Here is a 25,915-nt window from a genome sequence, read left to right as displayed (position 1 = left end):
CGCTGCTGCCCTCACCCCGTCCGCCTGGGGAGCAAGCCGGGGGAGGGTGTCTGTGGGGTGGGGGCTGCTCGGGGCATGCCCACTCGCATTCAAGATCACACAAATTAGGGTCGACCCTAATCCCTTTTGATCATGATGTCGGGAGCGTGGACGCGTGTCACGCCCCACCCCGCCCGACGACCGGGTCATTGCCCGCCGCCGCCAGGTGGGGGAGCAGATCCGCCGCGTTCGTGAGGCACACAACCTGACCCAGGTCGAGGTGTGCGGCAGGAGTGGGATCGACATCGCCACCTACAGCCGGATCGAGCAGGGACACGCGTCGCCCCTGCTGGACACGCTCATCCGCATCGCCGACGCCATCGGCGTGCCCCTCGCCGATCTCGTGCGGTGACGGGCTGGCCCGCGCTGGGTGGGGCTAGAGGGTGGCGGTCCAGGAGCCTCGGGTGAGGGTGGTCGTCCCGTCCGGGGAGATGGCCACCCGGGCGCCGTAGACGGGCAGCGCACCGGACCGGTTCAGGCGGTGGCGGATGCGTTCCAGCTCCGCCCACAGCCGCCGAGGTCCGCCTTCGTGGACGACCGGCGAGTCGAGGAACCCGGTTGCTGTGGCGCGGGCCCATGAGCCGTCGGGGTAGAGCAGCCACACCGTGCGGGCGTCGCCGTCTTCGCGGACCCGGTACTCGATGCCGGGGAGTTTCAGTTCCAGCATCGACATGACGTCCCATGTGTCCTGCGGGTTGAGTAGTGGGTAGCGGCTGGTGGAGGTCTCTTCTCCCTCGCCGTCGCCTGCCTCCTTCCATACGGATTCGTCGGGGTGGTCGTAGTCGTCGCCGTGTCGGGTCCGCATGAACCCGGCGCGGTCCCACTCGATGCGGCCGATGGCGCCGCCGTCCGCGTTCTTGTCCGCGGTGAGGATCAGCCCGGTGCCGGCGATCGTGGTCACGAGTCGGCCGGCGGGCCGCAGGGCTCGCAGCCAGGAGACTGGGACGGGCCGCACGGACACGGTGGAGACGATCCGGTCGTACTCGCCGGGCAGCGGCCCTGTGATGTCGCAGACCTCCATCCGTGGGTTCTCGCCATGGAGTGCGAGCCGGTCGGTGGCGAGCTGCACCAGGTGCTCGTCGATGTCGATGCTGGTGACCTGGCCGGCGCCGAGCCTGGCGCACGCGAGAGCGGTACCGTATCCGGTGCCCGTGGTGACGAGGATCTGGTCCTGGTCGGAGATCATCGCGTGCCGGTACATCCGTACGACGAGGCTGGGCAGCGTCGACGACGAGGTCGGCTGACCGGCGGTCAGAACATCGCCGTTGCTGGCGTTGTCGGCGTGGTGGGCTTCGACCCGGGTCACGAGCGTCTGGTCGCTGTAGGCGGCCTTCAGCCACGCGGCCGGGTCGTCGGGCCCGGTTCGTAACCTCCATACCTCGCCGTCCGGTTCCCACCAGCGGGGAACGAACTGGTGCCGCGGCACTCTGGCCACAGCTGCGTGCCAGCGGGACTCGGGCCGTACGACCTCGTGCGCCAGGCGCCGGGCCGGCGGTTGCCACTTCATCGCTTCACTGCCCTCTCGTTGGCCTAGTCGTAAGCAGGGTCGCAGGCTTCCGTGTTCGACGGGTCGCAGTCGTTGGAGTCGTCGGGCGTGCACGCTGCCGACGCCGTCCGCCGCGGGATGCCGGCCGCGGTGTCCGCCCACCGCTTCCCGGCGAACACCGCGGTGAGCCCGTGGGTCTTCGCGTTCCCGGTGTCCAGGAAGCGGCCCAGCACGCACGGAGTGACCGTCCCGTCGGTCATGACCGCGGCCCGTCCGTCCGCACAGCGCCCGCACAGGTCCTTGGTGCTCGGGACGTGGACCTCGCCCCGGCCCACGCTGCGGACCCGGTCCGTGTTCACCGTGCGGACCCCGAGCGCCAGCAGCTCCTCGCGGGCCTGCGCGGTGCGCTGCCCCTCGAACACCTCGACGATGCCGACCTGCAATGGGATACCCCGCTTGACGGCCTGGACGATGTTCGCGCGGGTCGCGCCGTGCGAGCCCTTCCGGCCGGTGACCCGCTCGTGCTCGTCGGCCAGGTCGCTGTAGTACGACGTCGCCAGCGATACTCGCGGTTGCTCGAACAGGGCCCAGTGCTCCAGTTTGACGCGGTACAGGTTGCTGTAGACCTGGACCGCGAGGCCGAGGGCCAGGGCGCGGTGCACCAGTGCCTCGAAGTCGGGGTGCATGGTCGGCTCGCCGCCGATGAACTGGACCTTCTTCACGCCGATCTCGGCGGCCTCGCTGATGAGGCGTTTCCAGTCGTCGGCCGTCATGCTGCCGTGGCCCTCGGTGGGGCCGGCCTTGGCGTAGCAGAGGGACGGACAGGTGAGCTGGCACCTGCCGGTGATCTCCAGCTCCAGGAACTCCGGCACGGTCTGCCGGGTAGGTGCCTCGGGGGCGGTCGTCATCGGCGTTCTCCTCAGGTTCGCGGGACTTCCTTGCGGCCCGGAGCGAGGCGAGTCGTCGTGGGGAGCACGATCCATGCAGTCCCCGCTCCGGGTCTCTGACCTGCCCGATGGCCGCGGCCGGAATGTCATCCGGGGCCACGGGCAGGGGCCGCCCGCCCCGAGTGATCACGGGGCACGGGACGGGCGACGGCTCACGGGGTGCGCTGCACTGGTGCGGTTTGCTGCGGCATTTTCGGGCACCGGCCGCCCGGGTGGGTGTACACGGCCGGGGCGGCGCCGGTCGGGCGCAGCGAGGACACCTCGTCGGCCGAGCCGTGGATGGGCTTGTCGCAGCGGCGGCAGAACTTCACGAGCCGCCTCCCTCGGCCGGGGCCTGGTCGGCGAGCGGGGTCAGGTGGTGCTTCTCCCGGCACCGGCCGCACGCGTAGTGAGCCGGGGCGCCCGGGCCCGAACCGGCGTCCGCTGGGACCTGGATCAGCAGGCGGTCGGTGGCGATCAGCCGGCACCAGGAGCACAAGCCGACGCCGCCGGCAGTAGTCGTCATCGGCGGCAGTCCCTCACCAGCCGGTACAGGCTGCGGCCGACGACGCAACTGGCTGCGGTCTCTGCTGTCTTGCAGAGGTCGCACAGGGGCGCGTGGGCGAACAGGCCGCGGTGCGCGCGGTCCGCGGTGCACTTCCGGCAGGCGCGCGGGAAGCGGGTGCCGTCCGCCGCCTGCTGCTCGCCGAGATCGACAGCCGTCTCGATCGTCAGAGACTCGCCGCCCCACACGCACACGCGGCCGGCGGCGCGGTCCTCGTCCAGGTCGTCCAGGTCGGGCAGCGCGAGGACTTCCAGCACCTCGGGCGGGACCTCTGTGGCTGTTCTGCTCATGCTGCTGCTCCTCGCTGGAGTGCGTCGGCCAGTCGCATGGCCACGTCCGCGCGAACGCGCCCGAGTTCGACGAGGGCGAGGGCGGGTGTCGCCGGATCCACGGACAGCGACGGCAGCACGATCCCGGCCTGATCGAGTGTCGCCCGCAGCGCTTCCACGGCGGTGAACGGATCGACGCTCACGGCGTCGTACAGCTCGCCTCCTTGGGCCATGAACAGGACCGTACGGAGCGCTACTTGGAGGAGGCGAGACGGTTTTCTTGATTTTTCTCGCCCTCTCGCTTGCCTCCCTCGTTTTTTCTCAGAAGGGTGGAGGGAACACGTAGCCCCGCGCCCTCAGCGTGGGGATGCTGGGGTGGTCAGTCCCCGATGAAAGGACCTGGTCATGGCCCGACGGCTGCGTTTCAACGGCACGGGCAGCGGCGAAGGCAGCTGCCCCGCTGTGCACGAAGACCTGGACAGCGGCGAGATCATCGTGCACGGTCCCCGGCTCACGGACCCCCAGGACCTCGCCCAACTCCAGCACATCGACGAGGACGAGATCCCGATCGTGATGCCGCGCAACACGTTGATCGACTTCGGACCGCGGGAACGGGACACAGAGCCGCGCATCCTCCGACCGGAACAGTTCGCCCGACTCTTCGAGAACTTCCAGCACAGCGCCTGGCACCTTGAGATGCGCCGGCGCTACGCCGTGGACGAGACCACCGACACCTACGCCCAGTTCACGCGCGGCGAGGCGCCCACTTGGGACCTGGAGACGTCGTGGAGCCAGACGATCCGAGCAAAGACCCAGGACGGCGCGTACGTCGGCCGGGTCCGGATCGTCGACAACCCTCCGACGACCGGGCAGCTCTACCTCCTGGCGCACGCCGAGAAGAACGCCGCCCTCGGCGAAGACGTACGCAACATGTGGCGGGCGGACGCCGAACGGGTGAACCTGCCGAACGAAGACTTCTGGATCTTCGACTCCCACATCGTCGCCCTATGCCTCTTCGACGATGACGACAACCTCACCGGCGCCGAGCTGATCACCGAACCCGCACGCGTCAACCAGTACAACCGGCTGCGCGACGTAGCACAGCACTACGCCGTCCCCTACGAGCAGTTCAAGCCCCAAGTTCACGTCGAGGAGTAGCAGAAGCGAGTATGTACCGGTGAGCACGGACTACCAGAAGGCACGCGAGGCACTGGGGCTGCGGCTCCGGGAGCTTCGGCTCACGGCCCCTGACGGCCGGCTCACCGGTACAGCACTCGCCCGGACGCTTGGCTGGCCCAACTCCCGAATCTCCAAACTGGAGCTGGGCAAGCAGACCGCCACACCCGAAGACCTGCGCCAATGGGCACAGGCATGCGGCCAGCCCGAGGCGTACGAGGAGCTACGGGCCCGGCTCGCCGGCTTCGAATCGCACATCCGCTCCTGGAAGCGGCAACTCGGCGCCGGCCACCGGCCGGTCCAGGACGCACACAACGAGGCCCAAGCCAGCTCCACCGTGCTCCGGGCCTGGGAGTCCTCATGGGTCGTCGGAGTCCTCCAGACTCCCGACTACGCGCGCGCCGTCCTCACCCGATCCGCCGAACTCCACCGGTCACCCCGGGACATCGAGGCATCCGTACGAGCCCGCATGAAGCGGCAGGAACTCCTCTACAGCGGGGGCAGGCACTACCACATCCTCCTCTGGGAACCAGTACTCCGGTCCCTCGTCTGCTCGCCCTCCGTGCTTGTCGCCCAACTCGATCGTCTCGCCGGTGTCATCGGAATGGACACCGTGGAGCTGGGGATCGTGCCGCTCGCTGCGTCGATGAAGGTCCCGCCCGGCACCGGGTTCTGGATCTATGACGAGCGCCAGGTTGTCACCGAGGTGTGGCACGCCGAGATGTGGCTCGACGACGCCGACAGCATCACCCTCTACCTGCGCACCTGGAACACGCTGCGCGAGTCGGCGGTCTACGGCCCGGACGCCCAGAATGTGATCAACGCGGCGCGGCGCTCACTGAACCCGCGGCATGCCTCGTAGGCGCCTGGAAGGGCAGCCGAGCCATCCCCCACTGATGGCTCCGGGCACCACGAAACGCCCCCTGCACAGCACAGCCCCGCGTGGCTGTGCTGGGGCGTGGGCATCCCTGCGGCGTGAGGGCGGCCCGGAAGCTGGCCGAGCCATCCCCATACGCACAGTATGCGCGCCAGGCTCCCGGGCCACATGTGGATCTGGTGGGTGGGGCCCCTGCAGGCGCGTGTCAGGGAGAGGCCCCACCCCTGGCGTGACCTGCTGGGAGCCCCGGCGACCACGCCGCAGCAGCATGGTGACCGCTCGGCACAGCAGCGGTCCACCGGGAAGCGGCCCATCGGATGACGGATCGGATGCACACGACGCATGACCGACCCCAGACACAACGAAGCGCCCCCTTTACCACCCGTGTGCCGGGGGTACAGGAGGCGTGGTCGGTCTCCTACTCTTCCGTGGCTGGCTCCTCGGTTCCGCCCTCGTCGGGCGTGGGCGTGGCGGGTCCCTCGGTTCCAGTCCCTTCGGCTGCGGTGACGGGTTCCTCGGTTCCTGTTTCCTCGCCCGTGGTGGTCGCGGGCTCTTCAGGACTCGTCTCCGCCACCTCGGCGGTCGGCTCCTCGCCCTCAGCGGGGACAGCCTCAGCCGTGGCTGGCCCCTCTGCGGGGGTGGTCTCCGCCTCTTCCGCCGCAGTGGGCTCCCGCGCGGCGTCGCTCATGTGCTCACCGCCTTCCCGTACTGGCAGGTGGGAAAAGGCCCAGGTGACGCCTGGCCGGGCGACCGTCATGATGCGGGATTCACTACTCATGATGTCACTGAAATCGCACCCTGACCGTCGTGACGCCGACCCGGCGGGGCGACCGAAGCGCGCCGACAGGACCCTTTTTGACTCGTACTCGATACATGCTTGCGTTTCGTACTCGATACATGCTCCACTGGTGGTATGACGAACATCCGGCTCACCAAGCCGACGATCGCCGTCCTGGAGGCCCTGCTCTCTGTGACGGACGACAGTCAGGCCTGGGGCCTCAGCATCTGCCGAGACACTGACCTCGGGCCCGGTACCGTGTACCCGATCCTCGACCGACTGGAAGAACGCGGCTGGGTCTCCAGCAGGAACGAGTCCGCACCCCATCCTGGGCGCCCTCCACGTCGTTACTACTCTCTTACGCACTCGGGGCGCACGCTTGCTGTGGGCGCTCTTGACGCCCGACGGGCCCGGCAGCGAAGCGTACTGCGATGGGCGGGCGGCCAGGCATGAGGGTAAGACTCCAGGTGGCCCGAATCGTGAAAGCCGTCCCTGAACTGTGGCTCTTTAGAGCGAGCATCGCCGTCAATGCGGCATTGGTTGCGGTGAATTTGCTCTTCACTCGCAGTGGCCCGGGGCCAGCGCGGCTTTTCTTTTTTACTCTATGCTCCCTCACGCTTCTGTTGCTCCTCGTCAATTGGAAGCCGTTCACGGCCTACTCCAAGGCAGCTCATCGCGTGTTCGCGGAATACGAAGCTGTTAAGGACATGACGGCAGAGGCGATTTCCATGCTGAAACACGCAGAGCAGAAACTGACTGAGTCTGAAACGGCGCAAGATTTTCGCGAGAGGGAGGCAGCTGCGGAAGAAGCTCGGGCCACCCTTGAGAGACTGCGCATCCTTACCCCCGTGCTTGAGCCAAGGGTCGATACAATCAGGGACGAATTGAGTCTAATCAAGGCTCTTTGGGAGCAGATGCCCCACAGGCGCGCGGCTGCTTGGGCACGGCGAAGCCTCCAGAGGCGACTGGTAGTGACCCTCACAGCCTTTGCGCTGACCGTCGCTGGCCAGCGGGCGGCCCGAATGCGTAACACTTGGATGGCCGATCTCGTTGGCGCTCCAGAGGAGGGCCTGACCCTTAGTGGCTGGGGCCAGTTGCGCCACTCCGCAGGTCTCGTGGTTGCGGCTGTCCGAATGCGTAGCGGGGCTCTGTGGGAACCACTGTGGCGCCCGGTCGACTGGCTTCTGACTTCCGAGTCGAGGAAACAGGCGGCGATCGCACTCGCGGTCGGCCTCCAGGCCATCTACATCCACAAGCATGATGGCCTCTATAGCCTTCTTACCGAAGGGTGGGGGTGGTGCGCCGGCTGCGCCGTGGCTCTTCATTTCTTCTTCCGGTGGCTAGGCAAGATCCGCGGCATCGAGCTGGCAGCCGCAGAGCGCGGGTCCGCTGATGAGTAGTGCGATGCTCCTCGTTCCATTGCCTGCCTGCAAAACGCCCGCCGTCACCCCCGCGTACAGCGGGTCGCCGGGGCACGCGGTTGCGTAGCCGTCGCGGTGGCCGCCGACCTCGCTGCCGGCAGCGCCACCTGACCGGAGCCACTGGATGGCGTCGACCAGACCGTCCAGCAGAGCATTGGTCGGCTGCACGAGGCCGGACGATCCGACCATCGCGCACACCGCGTAGTCCTTGGCGTTCAGGCTCTGGTTGCCGTTGGCGCCCGTCTTGCGGTGCAGGCCGAAGACGTACCCGTGGGGGCAGACGACCGCGTTGTACGCGATGTCGCTGTAGTCCTCCTTAACGTTGGCGTCGCCGGCACCTGCAGCACGCGCGGGTCGGTGTGCCGGATCAGGGACAGATGCAGGCGGATGTCCCGCCGATAATCATCCTTGGTCCGCTCGTCAACACCGTTGAGACGGTCCACGTAGCGGTAGCCGTAGTCGACCAGGGGCACGTCTCCCGGGACGGCTGGGGTCTCGACGAATCCCTCGCCCGGGACCCAGCCGTGCGGCCACCGGTTCCCGTGGGCTTCGACCAGCTTCTTGAACTGCTCGGCCTGCGCCCGGCCTTCGGTCGGGTCCTCGCTGCCGAAGCGCTCGTTTTCCCAGGTGCCGCCGCGCCCGCCCTGAGCCGGCGGACTTGGTAGGTAATGGTCCCGTCCTTGCTCTTGCGCTCCCTGATGCTCGCCATAACGGGGAATGTAAGGGCGTTTCCAAGATCGTGTGTGGCCACGGTTTGGCCGAGCGCGGAAGCATGACGAAGGGCTGACCTGTTTTCCCAGGTCAGCCCTTGATCGTTCAGGGTGAGTGACGGGACTCGAACCCGCGACATCCTGGACCACAACCAGGTGCTCTACCAGCTGAGCTACACCCACCATGACCGGCGGTTACTGTGTGGAATCCCCGACCGGCCGAGAAAAAGTGTACAGGGTCCGAAGGGGTGCTCGCGCACGGCTTTCGCGGCGCCCCCTGCCGGCAGTGCTCGACCGTTCCGCCGTACCGCCGGTGGCTAGCGCGTGGCGGGCAGGACGTGCTTGGCCGCGATCGACCGTGCGGTGTCCGAGTCGGGGCCCGGCTGGGGAACGAAGATGGCCTCGCGGTAGTAGCGCAGCTCCGCGATGGACTCGCGGATGTCGGCGAGCGCGCGGTGGTTGCCGTTCTTCTCCGGGCTGTTGAAGTACGCGCGCGGGTACCAGCGGCGGGCCAGCTCCTTGATGCTGGAGACGTCCACGATCCGGTAGTGGAGGTAGTCCTCAAGGGTGGGCATGTCGCGCAGCAGGAAGCCGCGGTCGGTGCCGACGGAGTTCCCGCACAGCGGGGCCTTGCCCGGCTCCTTCACATGCTCCCGTACGTAGGCCAGGACCTGCTCCTCCGCGTCGGCAAGCGTGGTGCCGCCGGCCAGCTCGGCGAGCAGCCCGGACGCGGTGTGCATCTGCCGCACCACCTCGGGCATCGTCTCCAGCGCCGAGTCCGGCGGACGGATGACGATGTCCACCCCCTCGCCGAGTACGTTCAGCTCCGAGTCGGTGACCAGGGCGGCCACCTCGATGAGCGCGTCGTCGGACAGCGAGAGACCGGTCATCTCGCAGTCGATCCACACCATGCGATCGTTCATATGCCTAACCTTACGGCCCGTAGCCGCCTCCGGTGCCGGTCGTGCGCGGGCTCACGGCGAGCCGCCGCCGATGCCGCCGACACCGAGCGGGGTCCGGGGCAGCTCCCCGGACCCCGACCCGTCACATCCGACCCGTCAGCGCGTCACGCGCCGGTGCGCGGTCCCGGCAGGCTCATCGCGGCGGTGCGCCGCGACTGCATCGGCACGGCGCTCTCCGGGTGCAGCAGGGCGGGCACCGGTCCGACCGGCCCGGCGAGTCCGGCCGCCCCCGGGCCCGCGGCCCCCGGCTGCGCCGCCGCGGGCTCCCCGTCCCCCGGCCGGTCGCCCTGCGGCCTGCGCGCCCGGTAGGCGGCGCGGTAGGCGGCGGGGGACGAGCCCAACTGGCGGCGGAAGTGCCCGCGCAGCGCCACCGGGGAGCGGAAGCCGCAGCGGCCCGCGACCTCGTCCACCGAGTAGTCCGACGTCTCCAGCAGACGCTGGGCCTGTAGCACGCGCTGGGTGATCAGCCACTGCAGCGGCGCGCTCCCGGTCAGCGAGCGGAAGCGGCGGTCGAACGTACGGCGGCTCATGTACGCGCGCGCGGCCAGCGTCTCCACGTCGAACTGCTCGTGGAGGTGTTCCAGCGCCCAGGCGACGACCTCGGCGAGCGGGTCGGCGCCGATCTCCTCTGGTAAAGACCGATCGAGGTAGCGCTCCTGACCGCCGCTGCGGCGCGGCGGGACCACCAGGCGCCGGGCGAGCGCGCCGGCCGCCTCGTTGCCGTGGTCCGTCCGCACGATGTGCAGGCACAGGTCGATCCCGGCGGCCGTCCCGGCCGACGTCAGTACGTCGCCGTCGTCGACGAACAGCTCCCTGGGATCGACGTGCACCGACGGATAGCGCTTGGCCAGCGTCGGCGCGTACATCCAGTGGGTCGTGGCCGGCCGGCCGTCCAGCAGGCCCGCGGCCGCCAGGACGAACGCCCCGGTGCACAGGCCCACGATGCGGGCGCCTTCTTCGTGCGCGCGGCGCAGCGCGTCCAGTGCCTCCTCGGGCGGAGGCGAGGTGATCGATCGCCAGGCCGGCACGACGACCGTGCCCGCGCGTGAGATCGCTTCCAGGCCGTGTGGCGCGGTGAGTTCGAGGCCCCCTGTGGTCCGCAGCGGGCCTTCCTCACCGGCGGCCACCAGCAGCCGGTAGCGCGGCACTCCGGCGTCCTGGCGGTCGATACCGAACACCGAAAGCGGTATGGAACTCTCGAAGATGGGGCCGCCGCTGAACAGCAGCACCGCGACGATCTCCTTGCGGCGTCGCCCGGAGAGTTTCCGGACCGCGGCTTCCGGCGCGGCAGTGGAGTCGTGGCTCATCCTGCTAAGCCCCCCTCGGTGGTCGCGGCTCCTCGGTTGTGTCGCTCCTGCACGTTTCCCCTCGGTCCTGCACGAGTCCCCCGCCGTAAGACAGTCAAGATCGAATCTACTGTGTCCCGCGGTGCCGCGGTGACCAGTTCCACATGCGGCACATTGTCGACATGACAACTTGGCGTAAAGCATTCGATCACGAAGCGTTGCACTCGTGGGCCGTGCAGGGAAGTGCGCCTCGTGGCGGTGGCCAATCCGCGTAGGGTGCGCAGGGCGTTCGAGACCCTTTCCGTGCAGGTGGAACGGGGGTTGGGGGGTGCTCGGCGTACGGCCTTGACGGGATCCGGAAGTTGGCTGAAAAGCAGCGGGCGCGTGCGCGGAAACCGGTCAGCCGACCGGTGTACCGCCCCGGGTGTGACGTCCGCCTCTTTGCGCGGCGCACCGTTCGGAGCGGCGCAGCAGGACGCGGCAGGCGGCGGTCACGGCGGCGAGGCCGAAGGCGGTGCCGGCGGCGCCGGCCAGCGAGGTGCCGTACCAGAGGAGTACCACCGGGACCAGGAAACAGCTGAAGGCCGCCCAGCGGACGACATCGGTCGCCGTGTCGGCGGCGGACGCCGACGGCTGTGCGGTCTGCGCGGACGGTGCGGTCTGTGCGGGCGGCGCCGGTGGCGTGCGGGGCGCGGGTGATACCGCCGGTGCCTGTGATACCGCCGGTGCCTGCGGTGCTGCGGGGGCAGTTGGGGCATACGGGGTGTACGGCGTGTACGGCGGGTACGGCCCCGTGCGGCGCGACCGGCCGGAACGGAGGCCCGGGGCGGGCCCCCGGTCCGGGGCGGGCCCGGCGGGCGGGGCGGGCGCGGCCGGCGGGGTCGCGCGGTGGGCCCCGGAACGGATGGCGGGTCCGGACATGCGTGCTCCCTGTGGCGTGGCTCACGCTGATCAACGCGTAGTCGCACGGTCGGTCACTGTGGGCGTGGCCTGCGTCGGTCACGTAACGGAATCCTGTATGAACCGCCTGTACAGCGCACCAAGCATTGCGTTACGGGCGCACCCTCGTGCATGCTCCCTGGAACCCCGCGGAGCCCACGCGGGATCTGGGCTAAGGAGGCGTGCCGCCGTACCCTTGGGGGTATGGGGTCGGGAAGATGTTTCCCGGACACAGCTCCGCCGCACATTGCCGTCCCACCCACGAGGATCACAACGCCGAGACACCCATGGCCGGTCACGAATTCTTCGAACCCGCGGACCGCAAGCGGCCCGTCGCCGACCCCACGGCGGCCGAGCCCCTGGCGGCGGAAGAGTCACGCCCCTCCTGCGACCCCGCCTTCAAGCACGGTGTCGTCGTCGGCTTCGACGGCTCCACCTCCAGTGAGCGCGCCCTCGCCTATGCGATCGGCATGGCCCACCGCTCCCACTCGGGTCTGATCATCGTCCATGTCGCCAACCGGCTGCCCACCACGGTGTGGGCGGGCTGCGAGCCACCGGTCTTCGTCGATGTGCCCGATCACCGCACCGAGGTGCTGGGTCTCGAACTGGCCTGTGCGGACTATCTGGCCGAGGTGCCCTGGATCCTGGTCGAGCGCGGTGGCGACATCTGCCACGAACTCGAAGAGGTGGGGCGGGAGTACGAGGCCGACGCGATCGTCGTCGGCTCCACGCACGGCATCGTGGGCCGGATCTTCGGCTCGGTCGCCGGCCGCCTGGCCAAACGGGCACAACGCCCCGTGGTGGTCATTCCCTAACCACCCCAAGCCCGCCGACGCCCGCGGCCCGTGTCTCGATGTCCGCTTCCGTGGCACGTCTTCCGTGGCACGTCGTCAACTTGCCGTGTTTCAGCGCCGACCTCCGCGTGATGTCGTCAACTCGGCGCATCGCGCCGCCCGCTCTCGCGTACCGTCGTCAACTCTGTGGTCGTGGCGGCGGCTTGTCCTCGTGCCGGGATGGGCGGTGGGTGAAGATACCGGCGCGTAGAGGTGTTTGTGCTCTTGTGAAGGGCATATATCGGTCACCGCACAACTGCACATGCATGAAGGGAGCCCGCCGTGGACAACGACGTCTCTGCGGGAAGCACCACCACGGTCGTCGGCCGACTCGCCCTCGGTGTCACCCTGTTGGCCTTCGGGTTCGGGTACACCGATGTGATCGACGGTGTGACGGCCTCCGATGCCGTGTCACTGGCCCACTACGTGGGCGGTGTCGCGCTCTTCGTCGCCGGACTGCTGGCGTTCCGCGACCGGGACACCGCCACCGGTACGGCCTTCTCGGCACTCGGTGCCCTCTGGTTCACCTGGGCCGTCTCGGCGGGCACCCAGGTGTCGGACAACGCCGCCGGACTCTTCCTGCTGCTGTTCGCCCTCGTGACGCTCACGCTCGCCCTGGCGGGCCGTGATCCGCTCACCCAGGGCACCTACGGACTGTTCTTCGTCTCCCTGGTCCTGCTCGCCATCGCGCGGTTCGCGGCCAACGGCAGCCTCGCGAAGGCCGGCGGCTGGTTCGCCGTCGCGGCGGGCGCGGCGGCCTGGTACGCGGCGACCGCGGCCTTCGCCCACTGGCCCACGGCACTTCCGCGCCGTGCCGCTTCCGGCCGGGGGGTGACGGCCGCCGGCTGAGCACGCAGCGGCACCGAAGGGACCCCCACGTGACGGGCGGTACACGTGGGGGTCCGCCGCGCCCCTGCGGGCGTACCGGCGTGCGGCCGTGCCTACTCCACCGTCACCGACTTCGCCAGGTTCCTCGGCTTGTCGATGTCGCGGCCCAGGGCCTTCGCCGTGTGATAGGCGAGCAACTGCAGCGGGATGCCCATCAGGATCGGGTCCAGCTCGTCCTCGTTCTTCGGCACGACGATGGTCCGGTCGGCCTTCTCCTGCTCCTGGTGGGCCACCGCGAGGATCGGGCCGCTGCGGGCCTTGATCTCCTCAAGGGCGGCCCGGTTCTTCTCCAGCAGATCGTCGTCCGGCACGATCGCGACCGTCGGCAGGGCGGGCTCGATCAGGGCGAGCGGACCGTGCTTGAGCTCCGAGGCGGGGTATGCCTCGGCGTGGATGTAGGAGACCTCCTTGAGCTTCAGGGATGCCTCGCGGGCCACCGGATAGCCCCGGACGCGGCCGATGAAGAGCATGGAGCGGGCCTCGGCGTACCGCTCGGCCAGTTCCTTGATCTCCTCCTCCTGCTTCAGGATCTCGGTGATCTGCTCGGGCAGCCTGCGCAGGCCCTCGATGATCCGCTTGCCGTCGCGCACGGAGAGGTCGCGGGTGCGGCCCAGGTGCAGGGCGAGCAGGGCGAAGGCGACCGTGGTGTTGGTGAAGCACTTGGTGGACACCACGCACACCTCGGGACCGGCGTGCACATACATGCCGCCGTCCGCCTCACGGGCGATCGCCGAGCCGACGACGTTGACGATGCCGAGCACCCGGGCGCCCTTGCGCTTCAGCTCCTGGACGGCCGCCAGCACGTCGTAGGTCTCGCCGGACTGGGAGACCGCGACGTACAGCGTGTCGGGGTCGACGACGGCGTTGCGGTAGCGGAACTCGGAGGCGGGCTCGGCGTCGGCGGGGATGCGGGCCAGTTCCTCGATCATCTGGGCGCCGATCATGCCCGCGTGGTACGAGGTGCCGCAGCCGAGGATCTTCACCCGGCGGATCTGGCGGGCCTCGCGGGCGTCCAGGTTCAGCCCGCCGAGGTGCACGGTGGAGAAGCGGTCGTCGATGCGGCCGCGCAGCACCCGGTCGACCGCCTCGGCCTGCTCGTGGATCTCCTTGTGCATATAGGTGTCGTGGCCGCCCATGTCGTACGACTCGGCCTCCCACTCCACGGTGGTCGGCTCGGCGGTGGTGCGGGTGCCCTCGGTGGTGTAGGTGCGGAAGTCGTCGGCCTTCAGGGTGGCCAGTTCGCCGTCGTCGAGGGTCACGATCTGGCGGGTGTGGGCGACCAGCGCGGCGACGTCGGAGGCGACGAACATCTCCTTCTCGCCGATGCCGAGCACGACCGGGGAGCCGTTGCGGGCCGCCACGATGCGGTCGGGGAAGTCGGCGTGCAGGACCGCGATGCCGTAGGTGCCCTCGATGACGCGCAGCGTCTCGCGGACCTTGTCCTCCAGCTTCTCGGCCGCCGAACGGGCGATCAGATGGGTGAGCACTTCGGTGTCGGTCTCGGAAAGGAACTCGACGCCGTCCGCCTCCAGCTTGCGGCGCAGGTCGGCGGCGTTGTCGATGATCCCGTTGTGCACGACGGCGACCTTGTTGTCGGCCGACAGATGGGGGTGGGCGTTCACGTCGGAGGGGGCGCCGTGCGTGGCCCAGCGGGTGTGGGCGATGCCGGTGGTGCCCTTGAAGCGCGCCGGGACCTTGGCCTCCAGGTCGCGTACCCGGCCCTTGGCCTTGACCATCTTCAGGGCGGGCGCCTTCGGGGCGGTGACGACGATGCCCGCGGAGTCGTAGCCGCGGTACTCCAGGCGCTGGAGGCCCTCCAGGAGCAGCGGCGCGACGTCACGCTTCCCGATGTATCCGACAATTCCGCACATATAGCAGATATCCCTCTGTCCGTGGCCGGTCGGTCGGCCGGCCGTCGGTTCTCAGCCGTAGACGATGCGCCGCAACTGCCTGAGCGTCAGCTCGGGCGGTGCCACCGCTCGGTACCTCAGGTCCGCCCCGATCCGTTCGAAGATCGTCGCGTTCACCAGGCCCTGGGCCTGGAGCTCGCGGTGGCGGCGACGGACGTAGTCCTCGGTCGTCTCGTCGAAATAGGCGAGCACGTCCTGGACCACCCGCAGCGCCTCGCCCCGGTTGAGCGTCGTGGATCGCGTCAGGTGATCAACTAGTTCGTCGTGCACCCGATGATCCTGAGGTATCGGGGACGGTTTCGCAAGAATTCTGCCCGAGATCGGGCAGGGGGCTGTTGAAACTCTTATGGGACGCTGTTTGCGAGCTGTCCATCCGGCGTCTTGGATGCGGTTGCCCGGGGAGACGAGTTTCAGACGCCATGGACATTCCACGCATGGGAGTACCCGAGCAGCTGGCCGCGCGCATGAGCATGGCCGAGCAGCACGAATACCTGCGCGCCAGGTTCTCGCGGCGCACGATGATCAGGGGCGGCGCGGTCACGCTGGGCGCCGTCGCGGGCGGCGCCTTCATCCAGGGGGCCACCGCGCAGGCGGCCGTCCCGACCCAGCGCACCGCACCGGCCACCGAGAGGGTCGACGGCGCCCACGTCGCCCCCTTCGGCCGCCACCTCGCCTACGGCAACGACCCGCGGACCGAGATCACCGTGTCCTGGCAGGTGCCCGTCGCCGTCAAGAAGCCGTTCATCCGGATCGGCGCCCACCCCTGGGACCTCTCCCGCACGATCGACGCCGAGGTCCGCGCCCTGTACACCCCGGCCGGCGTCGGCGCCAGCGGCGACCACACGCAGTACTACGTGCACGCCAAGCTCACCCATCTGCGGCCCGGCAGCACCTACTACTACGGCGTCGGCCACCAGGGCTTCGACCCGGCCGAGCCGCACCTCGCGAGCACCGTGGGCACCTTCACCACCGCCCCCGCGCACAAGGCGCCGTTCACCTTCACCGCCTTCGGCGACGAGGGCGTCGGCTACCACGGCCTGGCCAACAACGCCCTGATCCTCGGCCAGAACCCGGCCTTCCACCTGCACGCCGGTGACATCGCCTACGGCGACCCGGCCGGGCAGGGCAAGTCCACCGACACCGGCTTCGACTCCCGCGTCTGGGACCAGTTCCTCGCCCAGACCGAATCCGTCGCGAAGTCCGTGCCGTGGATGCCCGCGTACGGCAACCACGACATGGAGGCGTGGTACTCGCCCAACGGCTACGGCGGCGAGGACGCCCGCTGGACCCTGCCGGACAACGGCCCCGACAAGAAGAACCTGCCGGGCGTCTACTCCTTCGTCTACGGCAACACCGCGGTCATCTCCCTCGACGCCAACGACGTCTCCTTCGAGATCCCGGCCAACCTCGGCGTCTCCGGTGGCACCCAGACCAAGTGGCTGGAGGGGCAGCTGCGGAAGTTCCGGACCGCCAAGGACATCGACTTCATCGTCGTCTTCTTCCACCACTGCGCCTACTGCACCTCCACCGCGCACGCCTCGGAGGGCGGGGTGCGCCAGGAGTGGGTGCCGCTGTTCGAGAAGTACACCGTGGACCTGGTCATCAACGGCCACAACCACCAGTACGAGCGCACCGACGTCCTCAAGGCGGGCGCCGTCACCAAGAAGCTGCCGATCGGCGGCACCGCGTACCCCGAGACCGAGGGCGTCGTCTATGTGACGGCGGGTGCGGCCGGCCGCAGCCTGTACGCGTTCAGCGCCCCGCTGTCCTACGAGGGCCACCAGAACGAGGTCGACTCCGTGGCCTCCTTCATCAACACCAAGGACGGCAAGCAGAACGAGACGGTCACCTGGTCGCGCGTGCGCTACCTCGACTACTCGTTCCTGCGCGTGGACGTCACCCCGGCCGCCAAGGGCCACCACGCCACGCTGACGGTACGCGGCATCGCCGAAACCGGCGCCCAGATCGACCACTTCACGGTCTCCCGCAGGGCCAAGTAACCAGCGGCGCGCCCAGAAGGCAGGGCGCACCACTCACCCACCTCCCGGCCCCGCCCCGCCCCGAACTGGCACCACCGGCTGTCTCCGGGGCCGGGGCGGCGCCTTCTGGCGTCTGCGGGCGCTGTCCCTGGCGGCGGTCTGGTGCCTCTGGTGTCGGACCGGCACCACCCGGCCCCGCCGGGGCCGGAACGGCTCTTCCTGGTGCCGCCTGGTGCCGCCGGTGTTTCCCGGTGTGGGGCCGGTGGCTCCGGGGGGCCAGGATGGCGCCTTCTGGTGTTTTCGGGCGCCGTTCCGGGCGGCGGGGTGGTGCCTACGGTGTCCGGCCAGCACTGCCCGGCCCCTCCGGGGGGGCGGTATGTCATCGCTCGGCGTCTCCGGGGCCGGAATGGCGCTTCTCGGCACTGCCTCGGCGCCGGCCCGCCCGCTGCCCGCCTCCGGTGCCGGGCTCCGCCGGGTGTTTTCGGGGCCGGGGTGGCGCCTTCTGGTGTTTTCGGGCGCTGTTCCGGGCGGCGATCTGGCACCTCCGGTGTCCGGCCGGCACCGCCCGGCGCCTCCGGGGCGGTGAGTTATCGCCCGGCGTCTCCGGGGGGCGATGTCGCCCGGCCCCCGCCGGGGCCGGTGCGTCATCGCTCGGCGTCTCCGGGGCCGGAACGGCGCTTCTCGGCGCCGTTTCGGCGCCGGGCCGGCCGCCGTCCGCGTCCGGTGTCGGGCCGGCACCCGCTCGGCCTCGCCGGGGCGGTGCGTTGTGGCTCGGCTGCTGCCGGTGCCGGTCGGCTGCGTTCGGTTTCCGCGGGGTGGCGCCCGGGTCCGGTGGCCGTATGGGGCGGCCTCGCCGTTGGGTCGGTGGCTCGGGGTGGTGGTCAGAGGTGTTTGAGGATCGCTTGCTTGGCCATCGTGAACTCCTCGGTCGTCAGGGTGCCTGAGCGGTGCAGGTCGCCCAGTTCGCGGAGCCGGCGCAGGAGCGCGTCGTGGTCGTCCGCGGGCGTCGGCGGCTCGTGAACGGCCTGGCCGGACGCCGACGGGTGGGGCAGGCGGGCCTGGACGGCGGCGGCGACCAGGGCCATCAGCGGGTCCCTCTTGAAGCCCCACAGTTCCACGGCGTGGGGGTCGTACTTGGGCGGCGCATCGGTGGCCGCGCCCCGCACGCTGAAGCGCAGATGCCCGTTGTCAAGACCGGCGGCCGGCTGCCACTCCACGCCGGTGATGTCGGCGACGGCGAGGGTACGGGCCCCGGCGGCGGCCTTGGCGTCCTCGGTCTTCCAGTTCCACTCAAGCCGCACCCGCTCCCCGTCGAACGCGGCCGTGCCGTCCCCGGCGGAGACCGACAGCGGCACGGACGGGCCGGGCAGCAGGAAGCCGGTCACCGGCCCGTCCGGCACCCGGTTCAGCAGCAGGGCGGTGCGGACCTCGTCCGTGACGTACTCGGCGACGCCGTACCGGTCCGGTTCGACGGTGAGCCGGTAGGGGTCGTGCGGTTCGGTGAGCCGGCCGCCGGTGGCATGCAGCAGCGGATCGGCGCCGTCACGCAGCCGAAGCCGCAACCGGCCCGACTTCTTGCCCTGTTCGAAGGAGATCCCAGCCAGCGCGGCCAGCGGGACCACCACTTCACCCAGGGTCCGCCGGAGCAGGCCGACGCTCTTGTCCCGCCCCGGGGTCAGTCGGAGGGCGTCGCCGTCGAACACCCACGTGCCGTCCTTCTGGAGGATTTCCGCCATACGGGGATTGTTCCACCGCTCGTGCGGTCAGAGCCCCGCGATGGGGTTCCGCAGGCTGCCCACGAGCTGGAGCGCGCCCGAGGGGTCCGCGAGGTCGAGCATCTGCCGGTTGTTCCGTAGCTGGAGCCGGTTGAGGCAGGACAGGGCGAACTCGGGGGCGAACATATCGTACTGCCGGAATTTGTCCGCGAGTTCGGGCGCCGAGTCCTGATACTCGCGGACGACCTCCGCGACCGTACGCCAGAAGTCGTCCTCCTCCAGGACGCCTTCGGCGGCGAGGTGCGCGGCGAGGAAGCGGAAGAAGCAGTCGAAGACGTCCGTGAAGATCGACAGGAGTCTCTGCTCCTCGGGCACGTCGACGCGGATGCGCCGTACCTGAGGCGGCAGCGCCGCGTCCGGGTCCATGACCGCGATCTCCTCGGCGATGTCCTTGAAGACCGCGCGTTGCACGACGCCGTCCTTCAGGACCAGGATCACATTCTCGCCGTGGGGCATGTAGACCAGGTCGTAGGCGTAGAAGCTGTGCAGCAGCGGGGTGAGGTAGGCCCGCAGATAGCGGCGCAGCCACCGCGTGGGCGTGAGCCCCGACCGTTCGATCAGCGCACCGGCGAAGGAGGCGCCCGTGTGGTCCACGTGCAGGAGCGCGGCCATGGTGGCGAGGGTTTCGCCGTCCTGGAGGGCGGGCACCGGGCTCTCCCGCCACAGCGCGGCCAGCATCTTGCGGTACGGCGAGTAGCGGTCCGTGGCCCGTTCGTACTCCAGGTGCCGGTAGCCGACGGCCGCCCGCTCGCGGATGACCGACAGGCCCGTCGCCTTGAGCACCGGGTCGTTGTCGATGAGCTGGGCCAGCCAGTCGTTGATCGCCGGGGTGGCTTCCATGTAGGCGGCGGACAGTCCGCGCATGAAGCCCATGTTGAGGACGGACAGCGCCGTCTTCACATAGTGCTTGTGCGGGTGGGAGGTGTTGAAGAAGGTCCGTATCGACTGCTGGGCCAGGTACGCGTCGTCGCCCTCGCCGAGGCAGACCAGGTGGCCGCGGGCCACCTCGGCGGCGAAGGTGACGGTGAGCTTGTTCCACCACTGCCAGGGGTGGACGGGGATCAGCAGGTAGTCGGCTGGGTCCAGACCCCGGTCGGTCAGCCGGCGTTCGAACCGGTCGACGGTCTCCTCGCCGAGTTCCTGCCGTACGAAGGACGCGTACTCGATGCCGGCACCGGCGGTGAACGCCGCCCGGGAGCGGTGCGCGGCGAGCCAGATCAGCCGGATGGGGCTCGCGGTCTCCGGGGCGTAGGACAGGTATTCGTGGATGCCGAAGCCGAGCCGTCCGTTGTTGGCGACGAAGCAGGGGTGACCCTCGGTCATGCCGGTCTCGATGTCCTGGAAACCGGCCCGTGCCAGCTGCGTCGAGGTCAGCTGCGGTTTGGTGAGCTTGTAGCAGGTGCCGGACAGGGTGGAGGAGATCTCCTCCAGATACACCGGCAGGACCTCGTCGCTCAGGCCCAGCGACTGACGCAGTTCGGTGCAGAAGTCCAGTGCGTCGAGCGGGAGTCGGTCGCCATCGCGGTGCCGGGTGAGGGAGTCGGCGTCGATCTGCCAGTGGTCGAGGGCGCGGCGTACGGCGGTGAAGCGGTAGCGGGTCAGCCCGTCGTCGCTGCGCACCACGTACCCGTCCCCGTCCGGTTCGGGGGTGATCAGCCGTTCGTGTGCGAACTCGGCGAGGGCCTTGCGGACCAGCAGGCGGTTGGCCCGCTCCCAGCGTTCGGGGGAGAGGTGGGCCACGGCGTCGGCGAGGCTCATGCCGGCACCGCCCGCTGGAAGCGTTCCCGGGTGCAGAAGCTCAGCAGGGCCCGCTTCTCCGGCTTCTGGATCTCCCGTTCGGGCACGAATCCGACGGCTTCGTTGAGGGCGTGCACGGCCTTGTTGCGCACGTCCGGCTCGACCACGATCCGGGCGGTCGCCGGGTCCTCGAAGAGGTGCGCGACCACGGCGGTGATGACGGCCCGGGTGAACCCGTGCACGGGGGTGTCGGTGGCCGGCACCAGGAAGTGCATGCCGACGTCACCCGGCTCGGGCTCGTACAGGCCGGTCAGTTCGCGGTGGACCGGGTCGTAGCGCTCCATGAGAAAGGCGGGTTCGCCGCCGAGCAGGCCCAGCAGGGCCTCTTGGTGTTCGTCGGCCGCGATCTCCATGTAGGCACGCTCGACGTCCTCCAGTTTCGCGTCCTGCATCATCCAGAACGCGGCCTTGGGATGGGTGACCCAGCCGTGTAGCAGTTCGGCGTCCTTGAGCGGGTCGAGCGGGCGGAAGGTGAAGTTCATACGGCAAACTCCTGGAACGCGATCGTCTTCTCGACCGGGTAGTACTCCGTGCCGAGCAGTTCGCGGATGATGCAGCTGTTGCGGTACGGGCCCATGCCCAGGTCGGGGCTGGTGATGCTGTGGGTGTGCACGCCGCCGTTCTGCAGGAAGACGCCGCGGCCGGTCACGTCGATCGCGTAGTTGCGGGCGATGTCGAGGTTGCCCTGGGTGTCGTAGCGCAGCCGGTCGCGGACGGGCTTCAGGAACTCGGGTTCGGCGTACCGGTAGCCGGTGGCGAGGACGAGTCCTTCGGAGCGCAGCTCGAAGTCCTTGCCCTGCTCCTGCTGGCGGAAGGTCAGGGTGTAGCCGCCGTCCCGGTAACTCGCTTTCTCCAGGGAGGAGTTGGTGAGCAGCCGGGTGGGCACGGGGCCGCCGACGTTCTTCTGGTAGAGCAGGTCGAAGATGTCGTTGATCAGGTCGCCGTCGATGCCCTTGTACAGGCCCTTGTGCTGGGCGGCGAGGCGGTAGCGGGTGGCTTCCGGCAGCGCGTGGTAGTAGTCGATGTACTCCGGGGAGGTCATCTCCAGGGTGAGTTTGGTGTACTCCAGCGGGAAGAAGCGCGGTGAGCGGGTGACCCAGTTCAGCCGGTAGCCGTGTACGTCGATCTCGCCGAGCAGGTCGTGGTAGATCTCGGCGGCGGACTGCCCGCTGCCCACCAGCGTGATCGACTCCTTGGCCTGCAACCGCTTCTTGTGCTGGAGATAGCGGGAGGTGTGCAGGAAGTCGCCGCCCAGGTCCCGGCAGGCGTCCGGCAGGTGCGGCGAGGTGCCGGTGCCGAGCACCAGATGGCGGGCGCGGAAGGTCTCGCCGGCCTGGGTGTGCACCGCGTACACCCCGTCGTCGTACGTCACTTCGGTGACCGTCGTGCCGAAGCGGAGGCTGCTCAGTCTGCTCGCGGCCCAGCGGCAGTAGTCGTCGTACTCGACCCGCAGCGGGTAGAAGTTCTCGCGGATGTAGAACGAGTAGAGCCTGCCCTTGTCCTTCAGGTAGTTGAGGAAGGAGTACGGGGAGGTGGGGTCGGCGAGGGTGACCAGGTCCGACATGAACGGGGTCTGCAGATGGGCGCCGTCGAGGAACATCCCGGCGTGCCACTCGAAGTCGGGCTTGGCGTCCAGGAAGACGCCGTCGAGTTCGGCGATGGGCTCGGTGAGGCAGGCCAGGCCGAGGTTGAACGGGCCCAGGCCGATCCCCACGAAGTCGTAGGTCTTGGCGGGGTTTTCAGGACGCGCGGTCAAGGGACTCTCCCAGGTACTGCTCGGCGTGGCCGGCGATCAGATCGAGGACGGCGGCGATGTCGTCCGTCGTGGTCTCGGGGTTGAGCAGGGTGAACTTCAGGTAGTGGCGGCCGCCCACCTTGGTGCCGGCGACCACCGCGTCTCCTGAGGCGAACAGGGCCTTGCGGGCGTACAGGTTGGCGCGGTCGATCCGGTCCGGGCCGGTGACGGCCGCCGGGATGTAGCGGAAGACGAGCGTGGAGAGCGCGGGCTGGACGACCACGTCGAAGCGGGGGTCGGCGGCCAGCAGCCGCCAGCCCTCCCGGGCCAGGTCGCAGACCTGGTCGAAGAGTTCGCCGATGCCGTCGGCGCCCATGGTGCGCAGGGTCATCCACAGCTTGAGCGCGTCGAAGCGGCGGGTGGTCTGCAGGGACTTGTCGACCTGGTTGGGGATGCGCTCCTCCGCCATGCGCCGCGGGTTGAGGTAGTCCGCGTGATAGGTGGCATGCCGCAGGGTGGCCGCGTCCCGGACCAGTACGGCGGACGAACTCACCGGCTGGAAGAAGGACTTGTGGTAGTCGACGGTGACCGAGTCGGCGCGTTCGATGCCCTCGATGCGGTCCCGGTACTTGACGGAGGCGAGCAGCCCGCAGCCGTAGGCCGCGTCCACGTGCAGCCACACCCCGTACTGGGCGCACAGTTCGGCGATCTCGGGCAGCGGGTCGATGGACCCGAAGTCGGTGGTGCCGGCCGTGGCGACGACGGCCATCGGGGTCAGGCCGTCCCGCTCGCAGCGCTCCAGTTCGTGGGCGAGGGCGACGGTCCGCATCCGCTTGTCCTGGTCGACGGGGACCGGGATGACGGCGTCCTGGCTCAGACCGAGCAGTTTCGCCGACTTCTGCACGCTGAAGTGGCTCACCTCGGAGGCGAGGACCCGCAGGCCGGCGAGCGAGGTCTGCTCCTGCAACCCGGCGGGCTCCGGCTTGGACTCCTCACGGGCGAGCAGCAGCGCCTGGAGGTTGGACTGGGTGCCGCCGGAGGTGAACACGCCGTCGGCGGCCGGGCCGAGGCCGATGCGGGCGGCCGTCCAGTCGATGAGTCTGCGTTCGATGAGGGTGCCGCCGGCCGACTGGTCCCAGGTGTCCAGGGAGGAGTTGACGGCGGACAGGACGGCCTCGCCGAGCACCGCCGGGATGACCACCGGGCAGTTGAGGTGGGCGAGATAGCGGGGGTGGTGGAAGTAGACCGCGTCGCGGAGGTAGATCTCCTCCAGTTCGTCGAGCACGGCGGTGGTGTCGGGCAGGGGCCGGTCGAGGTCGATCCGCTCGATGCGCGGGGCGAGGGCGTCGACCGTGACGCCGGTGAACGGTCGCTCGGTGGTGGCGAGCCTGGCCGCCACCCGCTCGACTCCTTCGGTCACGGAGCGGCGGTAGTGCTCCGCGGTGAGGTCATTGAGCAGGTGCGAGCGCATGTGGGGGTCCTCCGGGGGAACGGTCCGTGCGGGACGGGGAGAGGGACGGAGTCGCGCGAGCTGAACTTAGGTTAGCCTAACCTAATTTGCTGTGCTGAATCCTCGCCCCTCCCGTGACCGCCGTCACTTCAGACGCGGTTGCTCCGCCCCTGACCGGCCTCTGCTCCGCCTCTACTCGGCCTCGCGCAGCTGCTCCTCGCTCAGGCCGCGGCGCCAGTAGCCGACGAACGTGACGCGTCGGCGGTCGAGCCCGCGCTCGCCGACGAAGTGCCGGCGCAGCTCCTTGACCCGGCCGGACTCGCCGGCGATCCAGACGTAGGGCTGCCGTGCGGCGGGCAGTCGCGCGGCCCGCAGGGCGTCGACGGCGGTGGGGCAGACCTCGTCCTGGACGAGCCAGGTGATGTCCGCGTCCGCCTCGGTCGCCACGTCCTGGACATCGCCGGCGTGCGGCACCTCAAGCCAGGCGCGGACGCGCAGACCGGCCGGCAGGGACTCCAGGACGGCCGTGGCGGCGGGCACGGCGGTCTCGTCGCCCCACAGCACGACCAGGTCGGTGTCCTCGGGCGGGCGGAAACGGATGGCACGGTTGTCGGCGACCACCGGTCCGAGGACCAGGACACGGTCGCCGGCCGCCGCCGTGGCGGCCCAGCGCGAGGCGGGGCCCGCGGGGACGGCCGCGCCCGGCTCGATGCCGTGCAGCACGAAGTCGATGTCGATCTCGGTGGTGTGGCCGAGCGCGTCGCGGCGCAGCGCGCGCAGCGTGTAGGAGCGCATCACCGCCCGTACGTCGTCCGGCAGTTCGCGCCAGGCCGGCCACCAGTTGTCGCCGAGGTCCAGCGGGACCACGGGCTCGCGCTGTCCCGGCCGGGGCAGGAACAGCGACAGTGACTGGTCGTGCCCGTGGGACCGGAAGTCGCGCAGGCCGGGCCCGGCGAAGCCGACCCGGACGAGAGACGGCCCCAGCCGCCTCGTCCGTACGACCTGGAGGGGGAAGAAGCGGTACGGGGCGGCCAGGGCCGTCGTCATGGGGGCTCCTGAGAGTCAGGGGCGGATCAGCTGACCTTCTTCGCCTTCTCGATGGCCTCGGCGAGGTCGTCGAGAAGGGCGACGCACTTGTCGTACGACAGGATCGGCTCCGGGTTGCGGGAGATGACCTGGCCGGCCTTGACCGCGGGGAGCTTCTGCCAGGTGGGCTTGGTGATGTCGGCGGGCTGGACGGCCGAGGTGCGGTTGTCCATCATGATGATGTCCGCGGCGTACTTGTTGACGTTCTCCCAGCTCAGCGACTCGTACCAACCGCCGCCCTGGGCCTTCGCCTTCTCCGGCGGTTCGACGAAGTCCACGCCGAGGGCCTTGAAGTACTCCAGGTCGATGGAGAGGTTGGTACCGGAGACATAGAACAGGTCCTGGCTCGCGGAACCGGCCAGCACCTTGAGGCCGGGCTTGGCCTTGGCGGCGGCGCGCAGCCGGCCGGCCGCCTCCTCGAACCGCTTCTTGGCGTCGGTGACCTTGCTCGACGCGGTGTCGGCGCCCAGGGACCCGGCGAGCGCCAGCATGCGCTGCAACGGCTCGGTGAGTTGGCGGTCGTAGACCGAGATGCCCACGCTCGGGGCGCCGACGGCCTCGATCTTCTTCTTCGACTCGTCCGGCACGTACCAGAGGGTGCCGGCGTCGTCGAACATGGTGGAGATGAGCACGTCGGGGGCGAGGGCCGCGTACTTCTCTATGTTGAACTGGCCCCACTCGTTGCCGAGGACGGTCAGCTTGCTGACGTCCATGTCGCCGGCCTGGACGTCGGCCTTGCCGTCCTTGGTGGTGGTCGGCCCGAACACGCCCTTGACCTGGATGCCGTAGTCGTACAGCGCGGCGGCCACGCCGACGAACGCGACGATGTTCGCCGGGGTCTTGTCGGCCTTGGCGGTCTGTCCGCGGTCGTCCTTGAAGGTCCAGGGGCCGGACGCGGCGCTCGCCCCACCGTCCGAGCCGCCGCTTTTCGTGTCGTCGCCGCAGGCCGCGAGCACGGCGCCGAGTCCGAGGGCGCCGCCGGCTGCGAGCAGTCCACGACGGGAGAGGGCGGATCTGGCGTTCGACAT

27 protein-coding genes and 1 tRNA gene are annotated in these 25,915 nt (G+C 69.6%); 8 read left to right on the top strand and 20 right to left on the bottom strand.

Features of this window, described 5'->3' with window-relative positions:
* Window positions 1-154 precede the first annotated feature (154 nt).
* Complete coding sequence (locus tag AC27LF_RS02980) at window positions 155-391, top strand: helix-turn-helix domain-containing protein (protein WP_479655993.1); 237 nt, start codon at window positions 155-157, stop codon at window positions 389-391.
* A 24-nt stretch (window positions 392-415) separates the two neighbouring features.
* Here the strand turns inward: AC27LF_RS02980 and AC27LF_RS02975 are convergent, their stop codons facing one another.
* The 6 genes from AC27LF_RS02975 to AC27LF_RS02950 form a co-directional block, all read right to left on the bottom strand.
* Window positions 416-1,546, bottom strand: a complete 1,131-nt coding sequence (locus AC27LF_RS02975; RefSeq protein ID WP_479655994.1) for a methyltransferase domain-containing protein — start codon at window positions 1,544-1,546, stop codon at window positions 416-418.
* A 23-nt stretch (window positions 1,547-1,569) separates the two neighbouring features.
* On the bottom strand, window positions 1,570-2,433 hold the full coding sequence (locus tag AC27LF_RS02970; RefSeq protein ID WP_479655995.1) for a radical SAM protein: 864 nt from the start codon (window positions 2,431-2,433) through the stop codon (window positions 1,570-1,572).
* A gap of 191 nt (window positions 2,434-2,624) precedes the next feature.
* Window positions 2,625-2,783 (bottom strand): hypothetical protein, encoded by a 159-nt coding sequence (locus AC27LF_RS02965; RefSeq protein ID WP_479655996.1) that lies wholly within the window; start codon window positions 2,781-2,783, stop codon window positions 2,625-2,627.
* Window positions 2,780-2,977, bottom strand: a complete 198-nt coding sequence (locus AC27LF_RS02960; RefSeq protein ID WP_479655997.1) for a hypothetical protein — start codon at window positions 2,975-2,977, stop codon at window positions 2,780-2,782. Before AC27LF_RS02960 ends, AC27LF_RS02965 begins: the two co-directional genes overlap by 4 nt.
* The gene (locus AC27LF_RS02955) at window positions 2,974-3,306 is read right to left on the bottom strand and encodes a hypothetical protein (protein WP_479655998.1); all 333 of its coding nucleotides are present in this window, start codon (window positions 3,304-3,306) and stop codon (window positions 2,974-2,976) included. The genes AC27LF_RS02960 and AC27LF_RS02955 overlap by 4 nt, the downstream gene beginning before the upstream one ends.
* Window positions 3,303-3,518, bottom strand: coding sequence for a hypothetical protein (locus AC27LF_RS02950; RefSeq protein WP_479655999.1), 216 nt, complete (start codon window positions 3,516-3,518; stop codon window positions 3,303-3,305). The genes AC27LF_RS02955 and AC27LF_RS02950 overlap by 4 nt, the downstream gene beginning before the upstream one ends.
* A 172-nt stretch (window positions 3,519-3,690) precedes the next feature.
* Here AC27LF_RS02950 and AC27LF_RS02945 point away from each other — a divergent pair, with 172 nt between their 5' ends.
* Both AC27LF_RS02945 and AC27LF_RS02940 read left to right on the top strand, forming a co-directional pair.
* The gene (locus AC27LF_RS02945; protein ID WP_479656000.1) at window positions 3,691-4,443 is read left to right on the top strand and encodes a DUF6879 family protein; all 753 of its coding nucleotides are present in this window, start codon (window positions 3,691-3,693) and stop codon (window positions 4,441-4,443) included.
* A gap of 19 nt (window positions 4,444-4,462) precedes the next feature.
* Window positions 4,463-5,323, top strand: a complete 861-nt coding sequence (locus AC27LF_RS02940) for a helix-turn-helix domain-containing protein (RefSeq protein WP_479656001.1) — start codon at window positions 4,463-4,465, stop codon at window positions 5,321-5,323.
* Window positions 5,324-5,756: 433 nt separating this feature from the next.
* Here AC27LF_RS02940 and AC27LF_RS02935 read toward each other — a convergent pair whose 3' ends face one another.
* The gene (locus AC27LF_RS02935; protein WP_479656002.1) at window positions 5,757-6,116 is read right to left on the bottom strand and encodes a hypothetical protein; all 360 of its coding nucleotides are present in this window, start codon (window positions 6,114-6,116) and stop codon (window positions 5,757-5,759) included.
* Window positions 6,117-6,251: 135 nt separating this feature from the next.
* Here AC27LF_RS02935 and AC27LF_RS02930 point away from each other — a divergent pair, with 135 nt between their 5' ends.
* On the top strand, window positions 6,252-6,569 hold the full coding sequence (locus AC27LF_RS02930) for a PadR family transcriptional regulator (RefSeq protein WP_479656003.1): 318 nt from the start codon (window positions 6,252-6,254) through the stop codon (window positions 6,567-6,569).
* A gap of 26 nt (window positions 6,570-6,595) precedes the next feature.
* Complete coding sequence (locus tag AC27LF_RS02925) at window positions 6,596-7,516, top strand: hypothetical protein (RefSeq protein WP_479656004.1); 921 nt, start codon at window positions 6,596-6,598, stop codon at window positions 7,514-7,516.
* Window positions 7,517-8,357: 841 nt separating this feature from the next.
* Here the strand turns inward: AC27LF_RS02925 and AC27LF_RS02920 are convergent.
* From AC27LF_RS02920 to AC27LF_RS02905, 4 genes are all read right to left on the bottom strand, one after another.
* Window positions 8,358-8,430 (bottom strand) — tRNA-His (locus tag AC27LF_RS02920).
* Window positions 8,431-8,564: 134 nt separating this feature from the next.
* Complete coding sequence (orn, locus tag AC27LF_RS02915; protein WP_479656005.1) at window positions 8,565-9,170, bottom strand: oligoribonuclease; 606 nt, start codon at window positions 9,168-9,170, stop codon at window positions 8,565-8,567.
* A 143-nt stretch (window positions 9,171-9,313) separates the two neighbouring features.
* A complete protein-coding gene (locus AC27LF_RS02910) occupies window positions 9,314-10,516 on the bottom strand; it encodes a helix-turn-helix domain-containing protein (protein WP_479656006.1) in 1,203 nt (400 codons plus the stop codon).
* Window positions 10,517-10,894: 378 nt separating this feature from the next.
* Entirely contained in the window at window positions 10,895-11,416 is a 522-nt protein-coding gene (locus AC27LF_RS02905; RefSeq protein WP_479656007.1) for a hypothetical protein, read from the bottom strand.
* Between the two features lie 305 nt (window positions 11,417-11,721).
* Between AC27LF_RS02905 and AC27LF_RS02900 the strand changes: the two genes are divergently transcribed.
* Complete coding sequence (locus tag AC27LF_RS02900) at window positions 11,722-12,249, top strand: universal stress protein (protein WP_388719075.1); 528 nt, start codon at window positions 11,722-11,724, stop codon at window positions 12,247-12,249.
* A gap of 300 nt (window positions 12,250-12,549) precedes the next feature.
* Window positions 12,550-13,116, top strand: coding sequence for a GPR1/FUN34/YaaH family transporter (locus AC27LF_RS02895; protein ID WP_479656008.1), 567 nt, complete (start codon window positions 12,550-12,552; stop codon window positions 13,114-13,116).
* A gap of 92 nt (window positions 13,117-13,208) precedes the next feature.
* Here AC27LF_RS02895 and glmS read toward each other — a convergent pair whose 3' ends face one another.
* Window positions 13,209-15,026, bottom strand: a complete 1,818-nt coding sequence (gene glmS, locus AC27LF_RS02890; RefSeq protein WP_479656009.1) for a glutamine--fructose-6-phosphate transaminase (isomerizing) — start codon at window positions 15,024-15,026, stop codon at window positions 13,209-13,211.
* A 51-nt stretch (window positions 15,027-15,077) separates the two neighbouring features.
* Entirely contained in the window at window positions 15,078-15,335 is a 258-nt protein-coding gene (locus AC27LF_RS02885; RefSeq protein ID WP_479656010.1) for a hypothetical protein, read from the bottom strand.
* 164 nt (window positions 15,336-15,499) lie between these two features.
* On the opposite strand from AC27LF_RS02885, the gene AC27LF_RS02880 reads away from it, so the two are divergent.
* Window positions 15,500-17,065, top strand: a complete 1,566-nt coding sequence (locus AC27LF_RS02880; RefSeq protein ID WP_479656011.1) for a purple acid phosphatase family protein — start codon at window positions 15,500-15,502, stop codon at window positions 17,063-17,065.
* 860 nt (window positions 17,066-17,925) lie between these two features.
* Here AC27LF_RS02880 and AC27LF_RS02875 read toward each other — a convergent pair.
* The 7 genes from AC27LF_RS02875 to AC27LF_RS02845 all read right to left on the bottom strand — a co-directional run bounded on the left by AC27LF_RS02875 (window position 17,926) and on the right by AC27LF_RS02845 (window position 25,915).
* Window positions 17,926-18,780 carry a DUF4429 domain-containing protein gene (locus AC27LF_RS02875; RefSeq protein WP_479656012.1) on the bottom strand — a complete coding sequence of 285 codons (855 nt, stop codon included), beginning with the start codon at window positions 18,778-18,780 and terminating at the stop codon, window positions 17,926-17,928.
* Between the two features lie 27 nt (window positions 18,781-18,807).
* On the bottom strand, window positions 18,808-20,577 hold the full coding sequence (locus AC27LF_RS02870; protein ID WP_479656013.1) for an IucA/IucC family protein: 1,770 nt from the start codon (window positions 20,575-20,577) through the stop codon (window positions 18,808-18,810).
* Window positions 20,574-21,098 carry a GNAT family N-acetyltransferase gene (locus AC27LF_RS02865; protein WP_479656014.1) on the bottom strand — a complete coding sequence of 175 codons (525 nt, stop codon included), beginning with the start codon at window positions 21,096-21,098 and terminating at the stop codon, window positions 20,574-20,576. Before AC27LF_RS02865 ends, AC27LF_RS02870 begins: the two co-directional genes overlap by 4 nt.
* A complete protein-coding gene (locus AC27LF_RS02860) occupies window positions 21,095-22,372 on the bottom strand; it encodes a lysine N(6)-hydroxylase/L-ornithine N(5)-oxygenase family protein (protein WP_479656015.1) in 1,278 nt (425 codons plus the stop codon). Before AC27LF_RS02860 ends, AC27LF_RS02865 begins: the two co-directional genes overlap by 4 nt.
* On the bottom strand, window positions 22,356-23,822 hold the full coding sequence (desA, locus tag AC27LF_RS02855) for a lysine decarboxylase DesA (RefSeq protein ID WP_479656016.1): 1,467 nt from the start codon (window positions 23,820-23,822) through the stop codon (window positions 22,356-22,358). The genes AC27LF_RS02860 and desA overlap by 17 nt, the downstream gene beginning before the upstream one ends.
* A 171-nt stretch (window positions 23,823-23,993) precedes the next feature.
* On the bottom strand, window positions 23,994-24,848 hold the full coding sequence (locus tag AC27LF_RS02850) for a siderophore-interacting protein (RefSeq protein ID WP_479656017.1): 855 nt from the start codon (window positions 24,846-24,848) through the stop codon (window positions 23,994-23,996).
* 26 nt (window positions 24,849-24,874) lie between these two features.
* Window positions 24,875-25,915, bottom strand: a complete 1,041-nt coding sequence (locus AC27LF_RS02845; protein WP_479656018.1) for an ABC transporter substrate-binding protein — start codon at window positions 25,913-25,915, stop codon at window positions 24,875-24,877.

It is taken from the genome of Streptomyces diversicolor, from assembly GCF_057537855.1.
The sequence above is the reverse complement of the archived record's forward strand: the minus strand, read 5'-3'. Positions and strand labels throughout refer to the sequence as shown.

Coding starts and splice junctions, on each gene's coding strand:
- AC27LF_RS02975 (WP_479655994.1), bottom strand. CDS start 1,546: ATGAAGTGGCAACCGCCGGCCCGGCGCCTGGCGCACGAGGTCGTACGG.
- AC27LF_RS02970 (WP_479655995.1), bottom strand. CDS start 2,433: ATGACGACCGCCCCCGAGGCACCTACCCGGCAGACCGTGCCGGAGTTC.
- AC27LF_RS02960 (WP_479655997.1), bottom strand. CDS start 2,977: ATGACGACTACTGCCGGCGGCGTCGGCTTGTGCTCCTGGTGCCGGCTG.
- AC27LF_RS02955 (WP_479655998.1), bottom strand. CDS start 3,306: ATGAGCAGAACAGCCACAGAGGTCCCGCCCGAGGTGCTGGAAGTCCTC.
- AC27LF_RS02950 (WP_479655999.1), bottom strand. CDS start 3,518: ATGGCCCAAGGAGGCGAGCTGTACGACGCCGTGAGCGTCGATCCGTTC.
- AC27LF_RS02945 (WP_479656000.1), top strand. CDS start 3,691: ATGGCCCGACGGCTGCGTTTCAACGGCACGGGCAGCGGCGAAGGCAGC.
- AC27LF_RS02935 (WP_479656002.1), bottom strand. CDS start 6,116: ATGAGTAGTGAATCCCGCATCATGACGGTCGCCCGGCCAGGCGTCACC.
- AC27LF_RS02930 (WP_479656003.1), top strand. CDS start 6,252: ATGACGAACATCCGGCTCACCAAGCCGACGATCGCCGTCCTGGAGGCC.
- orn (WP_479656005.1), bottom strand. CDS start 9,170: ATGAACGATCGCATGGTGTGGATCGACTGCGAGATGACCGGTCTCTCG.
- AC27LF_RS02910 (WP_479656006.1), bottom strand. CDS start 10,516: ATGAGCCACGACTCCACTGCCGCGCCGGAAGCCGCGGTCCGGAAACTC.
- AC27LF_RS02905 (WP_479656007.1), bottom strand. CDS start 11,416: ATGTCCGGACCCGCCATCCGTTCCGGGGCCCACCGCGCGACCCCGCCG.
- AC27LF_RS02900 (WP_388719075.1), top strand. CDS start 11,722: ATGGCCGGTCACGAATTCTTCGAACCCGCGGACCGCAAGCGGCCCGTC.
- glmS (WP_479656009.1), bottom strand. CDS start 15,026: ATGTGCGGAATTGTCGGATACATCGGGAAGCGTGACGTCGCGCCGCTG.
- AC27LF_RS02880 (WP_479656011.1), top strand. CDS start 15,500: ATGGGAGTACCCGAGCAGCTGGCCGCGCGCATGAGCATGGCCGAGCAG.
- AC27LF_RS02875 (WP_479656012.1), bottom strand. CDS start 18,780: ATGGCGGAAATCCTCCAGAAGGACGGCACGTGGGTGTTCGACGGCGAC.
- AC27LF_RS02870 (WP_479656013.1), bottom strand. CDS start 20,577: ATGAGCCTCGCCGACGCCGTGGCCCACCTCTCCCCCGAACGCTGGGAG.
- AC27LF_RS02865 (WP_479656014.1), bottom strand. CDS start 21,098: ATGAACTTCACCTTCCGCCCGCTCGACCCGCTCAAGGACGCCGAACTG.
- desA (WP_479656016.1), bottom strand. CDS start 23,822: ATGCGCTCGCACCTGCTCAATGACCTCACCGCGGAGCACTACCGCCGC.
- AC27LF_RS02850 (WP_479656017.1), bottom strand. CDS start 24,848: ATGACGACGGCCCTGGCCGCCCCGTACCGCTTCTTCCCCCTCCAGGTC.
- AC27LF_RS02845 (WP_479656018.1), bottom strand. CDS start 25,915: ATGTCGAACGCCAGATCCGCCCTCTCCCGTCGTGGACTGCTCGCAGCC.